This window comes from Candidatus Pelagibacter sp. HIMB109 (assembly GCF_052048155.1).
Classification (GTDB): Bacteria; Pseudomonadota; Alphaproteobacteria; order Pelagibacterales; family Pelagibacteraceae; genus HIMB114.
The window spans coordinates 69,543-83,174 of record NZ_JBNAIK010000002.1; the positions used below are offsets into that span (position 1 = coordinate 69,543).

Annotated in this window: 18 protein-coding genes; 7 read left to right on the forward strand and 11 right to left on the reverse strand. The window is 29.8% G+C overall.

The window, feature by feature from the left end:
* Positions 1-9: 9 nt before the first annotated feature.
* The 6 genes from ACTTAQ_RS02015 to mnmA form a co-directional block, all read right to left on the reverse strand.
* Positions 10-2,202, reverse strand: coding sequence for a malate synthase G (locus tag ACTTAQ_RS02015; RefSeq protein ID WP_440695111.1), 2,193 nt, complete (start codon positions 2,200-2,202; stop codon positions 10-12).
* Positions 2,203-2,265: 63 nt separating this feature from the next.
* Positions 2,266-2,772, reverse strand: a complete 507-nt coding sequence (locus ACTTAQ_RS02020) for an EF-hand domain-containing protein (protein ID WP_440695113.1) — start codon at positions 2,770-2,772, stop codon at positions 2,266-2,268.
* A gap of 36 nt (positions 2,773-2,808) precedes the next feature.
* Entirely contained in the window at positions 2,809-3,234 is a 426-nt protein-coding gene (locus ACTTAQ_RS02025; protein ID WP_440695115.1) for a secondary thiamine-phosphate synthase enzyme YjbQ, read from the reverse strand.
* Positions 3,231-3,836 carry a LysE family translocator gene (locus ACTTAQ_RS02030; protein ID WP_440695117.1) on the reverse strand — a complete coding sequence of 202 codons (606 nt, stop codon included), beginning with the start codon at positions 3,834-3,836 and terminating at the stop codon, positions 3,231-3,233. The genes ACTTAQ_RS02025 and ACTTAQ_RS02030 overlap by 4 nt, the downstream gene beginning before the upstream one ends.
* A gap of 18 nt (positions 3,837-3,854) precedes the next feature.
* Entirely contained in the window at positions 3,855-4,049 is a 195-nt protein-coding gene (locus ACTTAQ_RS02035; RefSeq protein WP_009360003.1) for a hypothetical protein, read from the reverse strand.
* A gap of 149 nt (positions 4,050-4,198) precedes the next feature.
* A complete protein-coding gene (gene mnmA / locus ACTTAQ_RS02040; RefSeq protein ID WP_440695301.1) occupies positions 4,199-5,311 on the reverse strand; it encodes a tRNA 2-thiouridine(34) synthase MnmA in 1,113 nt (370 codons plus the stop codon).
* Between the two features lie 54 nt (positions 5,312-5,365).
* Between mnmA and ACTTAQ_RS02045 the strand changes: the two genes are divergently transcribed.
* The 3 genes from ACTTAQ_RS02045 to ACTTAQ_RS02055 are packed head-to-tail and all read left to right on the forward strand — an operon-like array spanning position 5,366 to position 6,439.
* Positions 5,366-5,539, forward strand: a complete 174-nt coding sequence (locus ACTTAQ_RS02045; RefSeq protein ID WP_440680013.1) for a DUF3553 domain-containing protein — start codon at positions 5,366-5,368, stop codon at positions 5,537-5,539.
* Positions 5,529-6,302, forward strand: coding sequence for a 3'(2'),5'-bisphosphate nucleotidase CysQ family protein (locus ACTTAQ_RS02050; protein WP_440695119.1), 774 nt, complete (start codon positions 5,529-5,531; stop codon positions 6,300-6,302). The genes ACTTAQ_RS02045 and ACTTAQ_RS02050 overlap by 11 nt, the downstream gene beginning before the upstream one ends.
* Positions 6,302-6,439: a hypothetical protein gene (locus tag ACTTAQ_RS02055; protein ID WP_440695121.1), complete on the forward strand. Its 138-nt coding sequence runs from the start codon at positions 6,302-6,304 to the stop codon at positions 6,437-6,439. The genes ACTTAQ_RS02050 and ACTTAQ_RS02055 overlap by 1 nt, the downstream gene beginning before the upstream one ends.
* Position 6,440: 1 nt before the next feature.
* Here the strand turns inward: ACTTAQ_RS02055 and ACTTAQ_RS02060 are convergent, their stop codons facing one another.
* On the reverse strand, positions 6,441-7,001 hold the full coding sequence (locus tag ACTTAQ_RS02060) for a regulatory protein RecX (protein ID WP_440695122.1): 561 nt from the start codon (positions 6,999-7,001) through the stop codon (positions 6,441-6,443).
* A gap of 22 nt (positions 7,002-7,023) precedes the next feature.
* Here ACTTAQ_RS02060 and ACTTAQ_RS02065 point away from each other — a divergent pair, with 22 nt between their 5' ends.
* Positions 7,024-7,530 (forward strand): ABA4-like family protein, encoded by a 507-nt coding sequence (locus ACTTAQ_RS02065; protein WP_440695124.1) that lies wholly within the window; start codon positions 7,024-7,026, stop codon positions 7,528-7,530.
* The gene (locus ACTTAQ_RS02070; protein WP_440695126.1) at positions 7,530-8,114 is read left to right on the forward strand and encodes a 2-hydroxychromene-2-carboxylate isomerase; all 585 of its coding nucleotides are present in this window, start codon (positions 7,530-7,532) and stop codon (positions 8,112-8,114) included. The genes ACTTAQ_RS02065 and ACTTAQ_RS02070 overlap by 1 nt, the downstream gene beginning before the upstream one ends.
* 1 nt (position 8,115) lies before the next feature.
* On the opposite strand, the gene ACTTAQ_RS02075 is transcribed toward ACTTAQ_RS02070, so the two are convergent.
* Positions 8,116-8,508, reverse strand: coding sequence for a rhodanese-like domain-containing protein (locus ACTTAQ_RS02075; protein WP_440695128.1), 393 nt, complete (start codon positions 8,506-8,508; stop codon positions 8,116-8,118).
* A 14-nt stretch (positions 8,509-8,522) separates the two neighbouring features.
* Between ACTTAQ_RS02075 and ACTTAQ_RS02080 the strand changes: the two genes are divergently transcribed.
* On the forward strand, positions 8,523-9,527 hold the full coding sequence (locus ACTTAQ_RS02080; RefSeq protein ID WP_440695129.1) for a glycosyltransferase family 2 protein: 1,005 nt from the start codon (positions 8,523-8,525) through the stop codon (positions 9,525-9,527).
* Positions 9,520-9,984 carry a peroxiredoxin gene (locus ACTTAQ_RS02085; protein ID WP_440695130.1) on the forward strand — a complete coding sequence of 155 codons (465 nt, stop codon included), beginning with the start codon at positions 9,520-9,522 and terminating at the stop codon, positions 9,982-9,984. The genes ACTTAQ_RS02080 and ACTTAQ_RS02085 overlap by 8 nt, the downstream gene beginning before the upstream one ends.
* Here ACTTAQ_RS02085 and serB read toward each other — a convergent pair.
* From serB to ACTTAQ_RS02100, 3 genes are read right to left on the reverse strand one after another with little or no spacing between them, the layout of a single operon-like run.
* Positions 9,981-10,862, reverse strand: coding sequence for a phosphoserine phosphatase SerB (serB, locus tag ACTTAQ_RS02090; RefSeq protein WP_440695131.1), 882 nt, complete (start codon positions 10,860-10,862; stop codon positions 9,981-9,983). The two genes, ACTTAQ_RS02085 and serB, sit on opposite strands and share 4 nt — an antisense overlap.
* Positions 10,855-12,435: a phosphoglycerate dehydrogenase gene (gene serA / locus ACTTAQ_RS02095; RefSeq protein WP_440695133.1), complete on the reverse strand. Its 1,581-nt coding sequence runs from the start codon at positions 12,433-12,435 to the stop codon at positions 10,855-10,857. Before serA ends, serB begins: the two co-directional genes overlap by 8 nt.
* Positions 12,436-13,584 (reverse strand): phosphoserine transaminase, encoded by a 1,149-nt coding sequence (locus ACTTAQ_RS02100; protein ID WP_440695135.1) that lies wholly within the window; start codon positions 13,582-13,584, stop codon positions 12,436-12,438.
* Positions 13,585-13,632: the final 48 nt, after the last annotated feature.

The window sequence follows — 13,632 nt, forward strand, 5'->3', positions numbered from 1 at the left end:
ATTTAATGATTAGTGAGAAGCTTTTTTTTCTAATCTTTTCTTGTGTAAGATTGGTTCAGTATAACCAGATGGTTGGACTTTGCCTTCAAAGACTAAATCACATGCTGCTTTAAAAGCAATTGAATTATCAAAATTACCATCCATTGGTGTATAGTTTTTATCTCCAGCATTTTGCCCATCAACAACTTTTGCCATTTTCTTCATAGTATCCATGACTTGTTCTTTGGTGCAAATTTCATGATGTAACCAATTTGCAATATGCTGAGATGAAATTCTAAGTGTTGCTCTATCTTCCATTAATCCAACATTGTTTATGTCTGGAACTTTTGAACAACCAACGCCTTGATCGACCCATCTTACAACATAACCAAGAATACCTTGGCAATTATTTTCAATTTCTTTTTGAATTTGCTCGGCTGACCAATTTGGTCTGTCTGCTACAGGAATAGTTAAAATGTTATCTAAATTTGCTCTACCACGTGATGCTAATTCTTTTTGTTGATCAAAAACATTAATTTGATGATAATGTGTTGAATGCAGTATTGCTGCTGTTGGTGATGGTACCCAAGCACAGTTAGCGCCTGATTTTGGATGACCAATTTTTTGCTCGATCATATCTTTCATTTTATCTGGCATAGCCCACATTCCTTTTCCAATTTGTGCTTTTCCAGAAAAACCACACTCTAATCCAATATCAACATTCCAATCTTCATAAGTATTTAACCAACTTGATTTTTTCATATCACCTTTGAAGATCATAGGACCTGCCTCAAAAGATGTATGCATTTCATCACCAGTTCGATCTAAGAAACCTGTATTAATAAATACTATTCTTTTTTTTGCATTTCTTATTGCTTCTTTTAAATTTACAGTTGTTCTTCTTTCTTCATCCATAATACCCATTTTAATTGTATTTGGTTCTAGCTTAAGAACCTCTTCTACTTTAGAGAAAATTTTATCTGCAAAAGCTACCTCTTCTGGGCCATGCATTTTTGGTTTAACAATATAAACTGAACCAGTTCTAGAGTTTTTCTTTAATTTAAAATCATGTTTTGCACATAACACAGTTATAAAAGCATCCATTATACCTTCGGGAATCTCTGAACCATCGTTCAATTTAATTGCTGGATTGGTCATAAGATGGCCAACGTTTCTAATTAATAATAAAGATCTACCGTGAAGTTTTGCAGGATTGTCATTAATATCTAGAAACTCTTTGTCTTCATTTAATTTTCTAACTATTGTTTTTCCACCCTTTTGCATTTTTGCTTCAAGGTTGCCTTTCATAATACCAAGCCAATTTGAATAACATTTTACTTTATCTTCAGCATCTACTGCCGCAACCGAGTCTTCTAAATCCATAATAGTTGAGATCGCAGATTCAGATACAATATCGCTGATATTAGCTTTATCTGATTTACCTATTGGATGATTTGAATTAATTTGAATTTCTATATGAAGGTTATTGTTTTTTAAAAATATTGAAGTTAAACTTTCTTTATCTCCTTTGTAACCAACAAATTTTGAAAGGTTTTTTAATTTTGTAAACGATCCATTTTCTAGTTGTATATTTAAATTATCACTCGCTTTAGTAAAAGATTTAACATCTGACCAACTGCCATATTCTAATTTAAAATTAACATCTAAAAACTCACGACCAAGTGCTATAACCTCCTCGCCTCTTTTAGGGTTGTAACCACCAGATTTTTCTTTACCATTATCTTCGCTGATAATATCTGTACCGTAAAGAGCATCATATAAACTGCCCCACCTCGCATTAGCAGCATTTAGTGCGTATCTCGCATTATCAATTGGAACAACTAATTGCGGGCCTGCAATTTTGGCAATTTCATCATCGACATTTGATGTTTCAATTTGAAATTTCTCTTTTTCTTCAACTAAATAATCAATTTCTTTTAAGAATTTTTTATATTCTTCAAAATCAATTTTATCTTTATTATTTTTATGCCACTCATCTAATTTTGATTGGATCTCTTCTCTTTTTTTTAAAAGATCTCTGTTTTCAGGGGCAAGTTCGTTTGCCACTTTCACAAAACCATCCCAGAACTCTTTTTCGGTAATATCTGTACCTGGTAGTATTTTAGAATTTACGAATTTATATAATTTTCCATTAATAGTTGTTTGATCAACTACAGCATCTTTTTCACCTGAGAAAATTGAAAACAATTTACTAATAACCATAAGCGCTTAAATGAACCACGGGTTCATAAAAGTCAATTTGAATTTGATTTTATTGTGAATTAACTATCTTTTTTTAAAGGCTAGGTATTCTTCATAGCTTATTGACTTATTACCATTTTTATCAACTTGCTTGAATTGTTTTTTACCCTGAGCCTTGTCTTTGAAATAATAAAGATACTCTTTCAAAGATATTTTTTTGTTACTGTTATAATCTATTTCTGCAAATCTGATTTGAATTGCTTTCTCGTTGAAACTTGGTTGGTTAATAGCTTTTTTCTTTTTTGGAATATTTAAAGCTTTAACTTCTTTTGTTTGTTTAATATCTGAAACTTTGTTTTCTTTTACTTCTTGAGCATTCTCTTGTTTTGTAACTTGAGTTTGTTTTTTAACTTCTGGCTTATTCTTTCCACCCGGTATTGCAAAAACAACAACGATAAGAGCTAGCGCAGCTGCAGCTGCATAAATTAAAATATTTTTATCAGTTTTTTTTGATACTGATTTTTTTGAAACTTTTCTCTTTGAAACTTTTTTAGATTTTTTTGTCTTTTTGGTTTTTTTCTTTTTTGCCATAAGTAATTCAGCTTTTAGTTGAATGTTAAAGTTTGGTCAATACCAATCACCAACAATATGAGAGAAAACCGTTCTATTTTGCTGGTTTATTCTGTGTTCAAATAAATAAATACCCTGCCAAGTACCTAAAACTATTTTACTATTCTTAATACTTAACGTTAGGTGAGTATTTGTTAAAGCTGTCTTAATATGAGCTGGCATGTCATCTTTGCCCTCGATACCATGAACGTATAACTTTGGGTCCATGGGTACTAACTTATCAAAAAAATTTAATAAATCTCTTTGTACATCAGAGTCGGCATTTTCTTGAATAATTAAAGAAGCGCTAGTATGCAAAATACTTAAATTTATAATTCCATTATTAATTTTAGAACTTTTTACAAACTCTAAAACTTCATCTGTAAAATCAATTAGTTTTTGACCATTTGTATTTAGATTAATGTCTTTAAAAAATTGTTTCATATTAAAATAAATGCTGAAGTTAATATTAATAAAATAGCCATTAAAATTTCAATAAATTTTTTTATTTTATTATTGGATATAAACACTCTTATCGTTGCACCAAAACCTGCCCATGTTGTAACAGCGATAACTTCTAACAAAGGAGCACTTAGAGTTAAAAACAGCACCCCAACTATAAAATTTTCTTGATTTGGAAAAAAAACAGTCACCGCTGTCATCGAGGCTACCCACGCCTTAGGGTTTAGGTATTGGAATAAAATAGATTCATACATTTTCATTGGGCGTCCAGATAACTTACCTTCGTTAGTTTTTACATTCAATGAACCGAACATTTTATAAGCAAGGTAAAATAAATAAATACACCCTAAGATTTTCAAAATATTTTGAATATCAGGATACATTTGAAAGAATTTTCCAAGTCCACATGCTACTAGTGCAATTTGTGTAACATGACCCAGTGGAATACCGATCATGTGAGGAATAGTTTTTTTAAAACCAAATTTTATGCCAGATATGGTTAACATAATGTTATTTGGACCTGGTGTCATAAACATTACAAAATAGAAAGTAATTAACCCGATAAAAAGTTCGGTAGTAATCATAAATAAGTTATTTTTATTTTAAGAATAAATTATAGCAACAAATGCTACGATAAAAACAGCTGCAGCAGATACGAATAAAACACTTTGGACTTTTTCCTGCTTGTCCTCTTTTGCTCTATCTTCTTTTAAATTGAAGTAATCTATATTATTTTTTGAGTTCTCTTCATTTTTAGTGAAATCTAAAGGTTTGTTATTTTTAAAAGTTGAACTCATATTCGATCTAGTAAATAAAATAAAAATCTGCTAAATACAACTTTTAATTTAATAAAAAACATAAAATGGGATATCCAAAAAAACATCGAGGTCGAAGAAAAATCGGATCTAAGAGAAGAAGAAATAGAAGAAAAAATAAAAAGAAATAATTATTTCTCCGTTCTATCTATCCATCCACCTCCATACACTCTCGTTCCAAACTCATCCTGCTTATAAAATACACACGCTTGACCAGGTGAAACTCCTGTCTCGCCGCTTGAAAGCGTTACTTTATGTCCATTATCATACACATTACACTCTAGTAGATTTCCTGTGGATCTCACCTTAACAAAAAAATTACCATTTAATTGCTCTTTATCGCAAAGATAATTTATTTCTTTTAAATGAATAGTTTGAACCAAAAGTTCTTCTCGAGATCCTATAACTACCTGATTTTTCTTTGGATCAATCTTTATTACAAAGAAAGGATCTGTTGATGATACTTTTATTCCTTTTCTTTGACCTATTGTAAAATTTGCGATTCCACTATGTTTTCCCAATACTTTTCCCTTGGTATCTACAATTTCACCTTCAACAAATGACTCTGGTCTTAGCTTTTCCACAATTGTCTTATAATTACCGTTTGGAACAAAACAAATATCCTGACTATCTGGTTTATTTGCAACTTGTAATTTTAAATCTCTGGCAACGTCTCTAGTTTTAGTTTTTGGCAATGAAGCTAAGGGAAATCTAAGATAATCAAGTTGTTCTTGGGTAGTATTAAATAAAAAATAGCTTTGATCGCGATTTAAATCCTCTGGTCTATACATCATGGCGCTATGATTAAATATTCTCTTAACATAATGTCCCGTTGCTAATGCATCAGCATCTAAATTTTTTGCCGATTTAAAGAGATCTCTAAATTTTACAGTTTGATTGCAATCGACACAAGGAATTGGAGTTTCTCCTTTTATGTAACTATCTGCAAATTTTTCTATGACCTCTTCTTTAAATATCGACTCATAATTGAAAACTTCATGCTTAATTTCAAGTTGATCACAAACTTTTTTTGCATCATAAATATCTTTCCCAGCACAACATGTCCCTTTTGTTTTTCCAATTTTTCCGTAATCAAATAACTGGAGTGTAATTCCAATTACATCATAGCCATCTTTTTTTAAAAGAGCTGCGACTACAGAGGAATCAACGCCTCCTGACATTGCGACAACAACTTTTGTTTTAGATTTATCTTTATCAAAACCAAGTATATTATTCTCTGTAATATCTGTGATTGCTAAACTCATAACATCGGTATATCACGATAATCATATTTTAAAATGCATGTATATGACTTTGATCCTGGTGACTTTGTAATCCACCCGTCTCACAAAGATTGGGGTATCGGTCAAGTACAGTCAATTGTAGATAATAAGGTAACAGTAAATTTTCAAAATGCGGGAAAAAAAACTATAAATACCTCCGAAATTACTTTGGAAAAATATGAAGAATAAAATTGATACACAAAAGCTAATCAAAAAACTTATTCCAATTTTTTATAAGGCGGGATCTAAATCAATACAATGTGCAAAAAAGCTAAAAATATTTACCAAAGATGATGGAACACCTGTTTCCAATGGTGATTTAGAGGTTGATAAAATATTACAAAAGTTTTTAAAAAAAATATCACCTGAAATAGAAGTTGTTTCTGAAGAAACTATTAAAAATACAAAAATTAAAAAAAGACAAACTTTTTGGTTAGTTGACCCAATCGATGGGACAAGTTCATACATAAAAGGTGGATCAGAATATACAATTAATGCAGGCTTAATTATAAACCAAAAACCAGTAGCTGGTATTATTTATGCACCAAAAAAGAAAAGATTGTTTTACTCGTTTGGAAAAAATAAAGCCTATGAAATTTATGATAAAAAGAAAAAAATCAAATTAGATTGTTCAAAGATAAAAAAAAGAGACAAAATTGCATTAACAAACTCATCAAAACCATCTGAAATTATAAGACGAATTTTAAAAAAATATAAAATTAATCATTTTGTGAGCATGAGAAGTTCTCTAAAATTTTGCATGATTGCAAGTTCAGAATTTGACTTTTATACTGCCAGAGCAAGAGCAAGGGAATGGGATTATGCCGCTGGTCATGCAATTGCAGAAGGCGCTGGAGCAATTGTAAGAACTCATCAAAATAAAAAAATACTATATGGCAAAAGGGGTTTTAAAAATCCTTCATTATTAATAAGAAGGAATTCAAAAATATAATGGCCAAGACTATATTAATCATAATCATAAGTGTATCAATTTTTGGTATCATTGTTTTTAGTGTTGTAAGACAAACAATGCAAAAAAAGATAAATGAATTAGTTGAGGAAGAAAAGCGAAAGAAAGGTAAAAAATAAACTAAAGCTTTTTCTCATAAATTTTGAGTTGTTTTTTGTCTAAAGCTAAAACTTCTTTTGATAAATCATAACTAAAACCTGATCTGGCTAAAACACCCATATCTTTTTTATAAAAAATTTCCTTATTGGCATCTGGACGGTACGGTCCAAGTCTTCTCTTTTTACATATTCTTATTGCAGAATAAAAATCAGGATTTGTATGATCATTTTGAATTTTCTCAATAGTCTGCTTTAAAAGTTCGCTTCCGATACCTTTTTGAGACAAATGTTGTTTTATTTTATTTAAAGAATAGCCACGTTTTAAAAAATTCTTTGATTTAATTTCAGAGTAAAGAGTGTCATTTAAAATACCTTTTTCTTCTAAATCATCTAAAACAATATCAATTTTCTTTATAATCTCACTTTTTTCAATTGTATTACTCTGGGCATCAATTGCTTTTCTGAATAAATAAATTTGCAAACTTTTTTTTGAAGGTTGATATTTATCTAAATACTTTAATGCCAATTCCTTTATTTCTTCTACTGTATCTAAGTTTTGATGGATTGATTTAGATTGATTCATATATAAACTAGGACGTTACCATATGTTAGAAACGATCAAAGATTTTTTTACCTTAGAAATGATATACCAATTTGCAAATATTGGTGTAATTCCTCTTTGGCTGTTAATTATTTTTTTTCCAAGTTCAAAAATTACTCAGGGTTTAGTAAATAATCTATTTATCCCTTTTGTTTTAGCGCTCACATATGGCTATTTAGCTTTTGAGCAAATTTATCCCTCCGGTGCATTTGAGAATTTAATAAAAAAAGATCCTCTTGATGTCTTAAATAACTTTAGGCTTTATTTAGGGTTAGATGAGTTAATGTCTTTAATGGATAATACACTGTTTGTTTTAATTTTTTGGATACATTTTTTAACATTAAGTTTATTCCTCGGTGTCTGGATCGCAAATGATGCGATAAGATTAAACATTCATAAATATATTGTAATATTTCCTATAATTTTAACTTATTTTAGTGGGCCTGTAGGTTTATTTTTATATTTATTTTTGAGATTATTAATTGCTCAAAAATTAAAGCTGCATGAATAATGAAGAAAATTGATTTTTATTTTGATATTAGTAGTCCCTATTCCTATCTTGCTCATGAACAAATAAAACGTTTTGAAAAAGAAAATAAAATTAAAGTTAACTATATGCCAATACTCCTAGGTGGAATTCATCAATTAGCGAATATTACAGCGCCTGGATTAAATCCATCAAGAGCCAAACATATGATCAAAGATTTAAAAATTTGCGCAGATTGGTTTAAGGTTAAGTTTCAGTTTAATAGGTACTTTCCATTAAAGACAGTAAATATAATGAGAGGTGCTTTAGTCGCTGAAAAAGAAGGATTTCTTATTAATTATGTTGATCAATTTTACAAAGCGGCATGGGTAGACTCGCTTAACTTAAATGATGGTAAAATTTTAGAACGTTTTATTAAGAACATGGATATTAATCCAAAAAGTTTTATTGAAAAATTAAGTGATCAAAAAATTAAAGATGATTTAAAAACAAAAACCAGCAATGCTTTTAAAAAAGGCGTTTTTGGAGCGCCTACTTTCATTGTTGGATCTAAAATGTTTTTTGGTCAAGATAGATTAGAGTTTGTTTTTCGAGAGGCGAAAAAATAAATTAGTTAATTTTTTCAATTTGAAACCCCCCATCTTCTATAGCTTTAAACCCTCCTTCTACATGACAGATATTTTTAAATCCCATATCCTGTAACGTTTTTACAGCTAACGCGCTTCTCCAATTGGATGCACAATATAAAATTTTTGGCTTATCAATAGCTAATTCTTTTTTGAAATATGGACTTGATGGATCTAGCCAGAATTCTAGCATTCCTCTTGGCACATGTTTTGCTAATTTAACTTTTCCTGTTTTTTTTAATTCTCTAATATCTCTTATATCAATTATTACCGCTTTTTTATTTGTTTCCATGAGCATTTTTAATTCTTTTACAGAAATTGTCTTGATTTGCTTCATAGCCTCTTTTACAAGTTCTGATACAGATTTAATCATCATACATAATATTACCAATGAAAAAAAAAATTTACAATTTTTTAAAAAAAAGACTTGCTAAATTGGCAAGAATGTTTGAGCTTGAATTAATTGATCAATATAATTTCACTTTTTTTTCAAATAATAAATATTTAACTGAAGGCTTGAATATAAAGAACAAGAGCATTTCCATTCCTTTTGGAGAATTAAAGATTGAAAAAAAAGTTAATAGTATTTTAATTATATTAAGAACATGCACATCTGAACTTTTAATGGACCAAAAAAAAGACAGGGTCTTTGGTAAGGAAAAAAAAGAATACACTTTCAGAACATTAAATTCTTTAAAAAAAAATATTAATTTTTTAAAAAAAAAATCACCAAATTTATATATAGAAATTTTAATTACTGACACAAACTCAAGTGATGAAGATATCAATAATATGAAACAAAAACTTGAAAATATTGAATGCAGAAGTAATTTAATAAAAATAAATGTAGAAAAGCATAAGAGTAGTATCACTGGCAGCGGCGGTTATTCTAATGCAAAAATATCTAATATGGCTAATTTCCATGAGTCAATAAATATAGCTGAAAAAAGCAATTCAGATTTAGTATTTTTCCTAGAAGATGATTACATTTTGAGAGAAAATTGTTTACTTGAAATGATTAAAAGTTATGAAAAATTTAGCACTTTATTAAAAAATGAAATAATCTTATTACCTGCTGACTATCCTTATCTGTATGAAAAAAATAGTCTAACAGAAATATTTTCTGGGTTTGAAAATCATTGGAGAAAAGTTGATGAAAGTTTAGTTACGTTTATGACATCTACTAAATTAATAAAAAAATACATTAATGAATTGTTACAAATGACAAAAGAATGGGAAGATCCATGGGAACAAACCTTGTATGAAATTTACAAAAAAAACTACTGCCTTTCACCAATTCCCTCACTTGCAATGCATTGCGCAAATATAAATTCTAGATATGGAATTCCTCCAAGTTTTAATTGGATAGAAGAGTGGGAAAAAAATAATGATTAAAGAAAATAAATTATTAAAAGACTTTAAATTACCGTTAACAAATGGGAAGATTTTCCACTTAAAAAAAGATTTAAAACAAAATTTAATTATTTATGTTTATCCAAAAGATAATACACCAGGTTGTACCACTGAGTCTATTGAATTTGCAAAAGATTATAAAAAATTTAAAAAATTAAATACTGAAATTATCGGAGTTTCAAAAGATAGTATTGAAAGTCATTTAAAATTTAAATCAAAGTTTAAATTTCCATTTGAATTACTTTCTGATGAAAATATAAAACTTATAAAAGAACTTGGTGCCTGGGGTGAAAAATCAATGTATGGAAAAAAATTTATGGGCATAAAAAGAACAACCGTTCTTATTGGAAAAAATCAAAAGGTAATAAAAATTTGGAACAATGTTAAAGTAAAAGATCACGTCAAAGCTGTTTTGGATTTTATTAAAACAATTAATTAATCAATAAACTGACTTTCTTGTATTCCAAGGTAAAATAAAACTGATTTTAAATCTGTGAATTTAATTTGATGATTTATATTGTCTTTTATGATCTGGTGAGCATGATAACCAATACCTAAACCAGAATGTTTCAGCATTTGCAAGTCATTTGACCCATCTCCAACTGAAACCATTTCTTGAAACGAAATATTTTTATCTGAAGAGATTGTTTCCATGTATTTGTATTTTGAATTTTTTTCACCCGTTATTGGAATATAATCACCTGTAAAACAATCTTTTTCATCAAAGTTAAACTCGTTGCTAATAACATTTTTAAAACCTAGTTTTTCTCCAACATATGTTGAGATTGGTTTAAAGCCACCAGTTATTAGATTACTTTCAAAACCTAAATTATTGAGTGTACTCACTAGAGTTTTGCCACCAGGATTAAATTTAATACCTTTTAACACTTCATCTATTAAACTTTTTGGCTGACCTTTTAATATTTCCACTCTGTTTTTTAGTGTAGTTCTAAGATCAATTTTACCTTCCATTGCTAACTTACTTGTCTCATCAACATTAAAATCTGAGCCAGTAATTTTTACTAAATCGTCTAATGTTTCATTTGCAATCATGGTTGCATCCATATCACAAAGTAAAACTTTAAAATCTTGAAAATTTTGATCCCTAACACAAAAATCAATTTGTTTCTGATTAAAGGTTTTATTTAAATCTTGAATTTTATTTATATCAAAATTCTCTATTTCAATCTCTAATGCATGGTTTGAAAGTGTTCTGGTGCTTAATATTTTAAAAGAAAAATTTTCTTTACAAAAATTTATTAATTCATCAGCTACAAATTTTTCATTTGCAACTAATGATAAAAATTTATTATTCATTAAAAGTGAGTGTTTTTGCTTGAATAACTAATGGTAATTTTTTTATACTATCTAAGACTTTTTCTTCTATCGGATTGTCTGTAGATATAAGGGCAATGGCTTCTCCGCCACTATCTTTTCTTCCAAGATTAAATGTTGCGATATTAATATTATTATCTGATAATATTTTAGATAAATTACTTATTAAACCCGGTTTATCTTCGTTGCTAATATAAAGATTATGTTTAGCAAGTTCAGCTTCAATTTTGATACCTTTAATATTTACTATTCTTGGATTACCACCAAATAAAGTTCCCGAAACTGATCTTGTTTGTTTATCTGTCTCGATAGTAAGAGTTACGCATGACTGATATTCGCACGCTTTTTCATGCTTAGTCTCTGATATCTGAATAGATTTATTTTTTGCAACTAAAATTGAATTAATAACATTCACACCATCAAAATTTGATTTTAACAGTGCGCAAATCATAGTTTGCATTAATGGTTGAGTATTTATTTGTGATACCTGACCTTCAAACTCTATTTCAATTCTTTTGATAGCATTCTCTGTTAATTGACCGGCAAATCCACCCAATTGCTCAGAAAGTTTTAAGTAAGGCTGCACAGAATTATACTCTTTAGCTGTTAATGAAAAAGTATTCACGGCATTTGTAATGGCGCCAGTTTTTAAATAATCTGAAATTTGTTCTGCAACTTGCAACGCAACTTTTTCTTGTGCTTCAGTTGTGGATGCCCCCAGGTGAGGTGTCATAATTAAATTTTTGGTTCCAAGTAAAGGACTATCTTTTGGAGGCTCATTTACAAAAACATCTAATGCAGCACTTGCGACATGACCACTTTCCAGATTTTCTTTCAGAGCTTCTTCATCAATCAATCCACCCCTTGCACAATTTACAATTCTAATACCTTTTTTCATTAGTTTAAATGAATCTTTATTTATAATATTTTTTGTCTTCTCAGTTAAAGGAGTATGCAAAGTTATGAAGTCAGATCTTTTAAATAAATCATTTAATTCAACTTTTTCAACTCCCATATCCTTTGCTCGCTCGTCTTGTAAAAACGGATCAAAAACAATCACTTTAAAATGTAATCCTAAAGCTCTATTGGCAACAATAGAACCGATATTACCGCAACCTATCACTCCTAGAGTTTTTCCAGTTACCTCTACTCCTTTGATTGAAGATTTTTCCCATTTACCTTCATGAGTAGTTTTATCTGCAAAGGGTATTTGTCTTGCAGTAGATAAAATTAATGTAATTGCGTGTTCTGCTGTTGTTATAGAATTTCCAAAAGGAGTATTCATTACAACTTTTCCATTATTAGTAGCGGCCTCAAGATCAATATTATCAACTCCAATACCAGCTCTTCCAATCACTTTAAGTCTTTTGGATTTTTCAATAATATTTTTATTAGGCTTTGTTGCGGATCTAACAACCAGACCATCGCAAGTTTCTAATTCTTTTATTAATTCTTCTTCGCCTAGACCAGTTTTTACAACTGCTTCAATTCCATTTTCTTTAAAGATGCTTACCGCTTCTTCACTAAGCTTATCTGCAATTAAAACTTTATACATTTAGCTGCTTACTACAGCATAAGCCCAATCTAACCAAGGTAATAAATTTTCAATATCGGAAGTTTCCACAGTCGATCCACCCCATATTCTAAAACCAGGAGGTGCTGTTCGATATGAATTAATATCGTATGCTACTTTTTCTTTGTCCAAAAGATTGTTGATTTCCTTAATTTTATTAGATTGTTCTTCTTCACTTAACTTTAAAAAGTTACTGTCTTTAACTTTCAGACAAATGCTGGTTGAAGATAAATTTGATTTATCCTCACATAAAAAATCTGCCCAATCGCTTTGTTCAACCCAATATTTGACTGCATCAAGATTTTTAGTTGATCTATCAATTGCACCTTTTGCTCCACCTATAGACTCAACCCAAGCTAATGCATCAAGAGCATCCTCTACACAAAACATTGATGGGGTATTGATAGTGGCTCCTTTAAAAACTCCATCAGCCAACTTTCCTTTTGATGTTAATCTATATATTTTTGGTAATGGCCATTTAGGTTTATATGTCTCTAAACGCTCAATTGCTTTTGGAGATAATGCAATCATTCCATGGGCACCTTCACCACCTAATACTTTTTGCCAAGACCATGTGATAACATCAAGCTTTGCAAAATTCATTTCCATGGCAAATACAGCGGATGTCGCATCACATAAAACTAAACCCTTTCTATTATCTGGTATCCAATTTGCATCAGGAACTCTAACTCCTGAGGTTGTTCCATTCCAATTAAAGAGAACATCTTTACTAAAATCTACTTTTGATAAATCTGGTAATTTACCATATTCAACTTTGTGAACATTGCTTCCTTCAATTTTTAATTGGTCAGTAATTGTTTTTGCCCAGTCCAATCCAAAACTTTCCCAAGCTAAAACTTCAGCGCCATTTGGTCCAAGTAAATTCCACATTGCAGCCTCAACAGCTCCAGTGTCAGAGCCAGCTAATATTCCAACTTTATAATCAACTGGTAAATCTAAAATTTTTTTTGACTGTTCAATAACTTGTAATAATTTTTCTTTTGCAGGTTTTGCTCTATGTGATCTGCCCAATGTTTCCAAGTCAAACTTAGATGTATTCCAACCAGGTCTTTTTTTACAAGGACCTGAAGAAAAATATGGACTATTAGGCTTTGTTGTTGGCTTAGACATTTAGATTTTTAGCGCAGCCGTTTTATGGCTGCGCTTTTAAGAATTAAT

Coding starts and splice junctions, on each gene's coding strand:
- ACTTAQ_RS02015 (WP_440695111.1), bottom strand. CDS start 2,202: ATGGTTATTAGTAAATTGTTTTCAATTTTCTCAGGTGAAAAAGATGCT.
- ACTTAQ_RS02020 (WP_440695113.1), bottom strand. CDS start 2,772: ATGGCAAAAAAGAAAAAAACCAAAAAGACAAAAAAATCTAAAAAAGTT.
- ACTTAQ_RS02025 (WP_440695115.1), bottom strand. CDS start 3,234: ATGAAACAATTTTTTAAAGACATTAATCTAAATACAAATGGTCAAAAA.
- ACTTAQ_RS02030 (WP_440695117.1), bottom strand. CDS start 3,836: ATGATTACTACCGAACTTTTTATCGGGTTAATTACTTTCTATTTTGTA.
- ACTTAQ_RS02035 (WP_009360003.1), bottom strand. CDS start 4,049: ATGAGTTCAACTTTTAAAAATAACAAACCTTTAGATTTCACTAAAAAT.
- ACTTAQ_RS02045 (WP_440680013.1), top strand. CDS start 5,366: ATGCATGTATATGACTTTGATCCTGGTGACTTTGTAATCCACCCGTCT.
- ACTTAQ_RS02050 (WP_440695119.1), top strand. CDS start 5,529: ATGAAGAATAAAATTGATACACAAAAGCTAATCAAAAAACTTATTCCA.
- ACTTAQ_RS02055 (WP_440695121.1), top strand. CDS start 6,302: ATGGCCAAGACTATATTAATCATAATCATAAGTGTATCAATTTTTGGT.
- ACTTAQ_RS02060 (WP_440695122.1), bottom strand. CDS start 7,001: ATGAATCAATCTAAATCAATCCATCAAAACTTAGATACAGTAGAAGAA.
- ACTTAQ_RS02065 (WP_440695124.1), top strand. CDS start 7,024: ATGTTAGAAACGATCAAAGATTTTTTTACCTTAGAAATGATATACCAA.
- ACTTAQ_RS02070 (WP_440695126.1), top strand. CDS start 7,530: ATGAAGAAAATTGATTTTTATTTTGATATTAGTAGTCCCTATTCCTAT.
- ACTTAQ_RS02075 (WP_440695128.1), bottom strand. CDS start 8,508: ATGATGATTAAATCTGTATCAGAACTTGTAAAAGAGGCTATGAAGCAA.
- ACTTAQ_RS02080 (WP_440695129.1), top strand. CDS start 8,523: ATGAAAAAAAAAATTTACAATTTTTTAAAAAAAAGACTTGCTAAATTG.
- ACTTAQ_RS02085 (WP_440695130.1), top strand. CDS start 9,520: ATGATTAAAGAAAATAAATTATTAAAAGACTTTAAATTACCGTTAACA.
- serB (WP_440695131.1), bottom strand. CDS start 10,862: ATGAATAATAAATTTTTATCATTAGTTGCAAATGAAAAATTTGTAGCT.
- serA (WP_440695133.1), bottom strand. CDS start 12,435: ATGTATAAAGTTTTAATTGCAGATAAGCTTAGTGAAGAAGCGGTAAGC.
- ACTTAQ_RS02100 (WP_440695135.1), bottom strand. CDS start 13,584: ATGTCTAAGCCAACAACAAAGCCTAATAGTCCATATTTTTCTTCAGGT.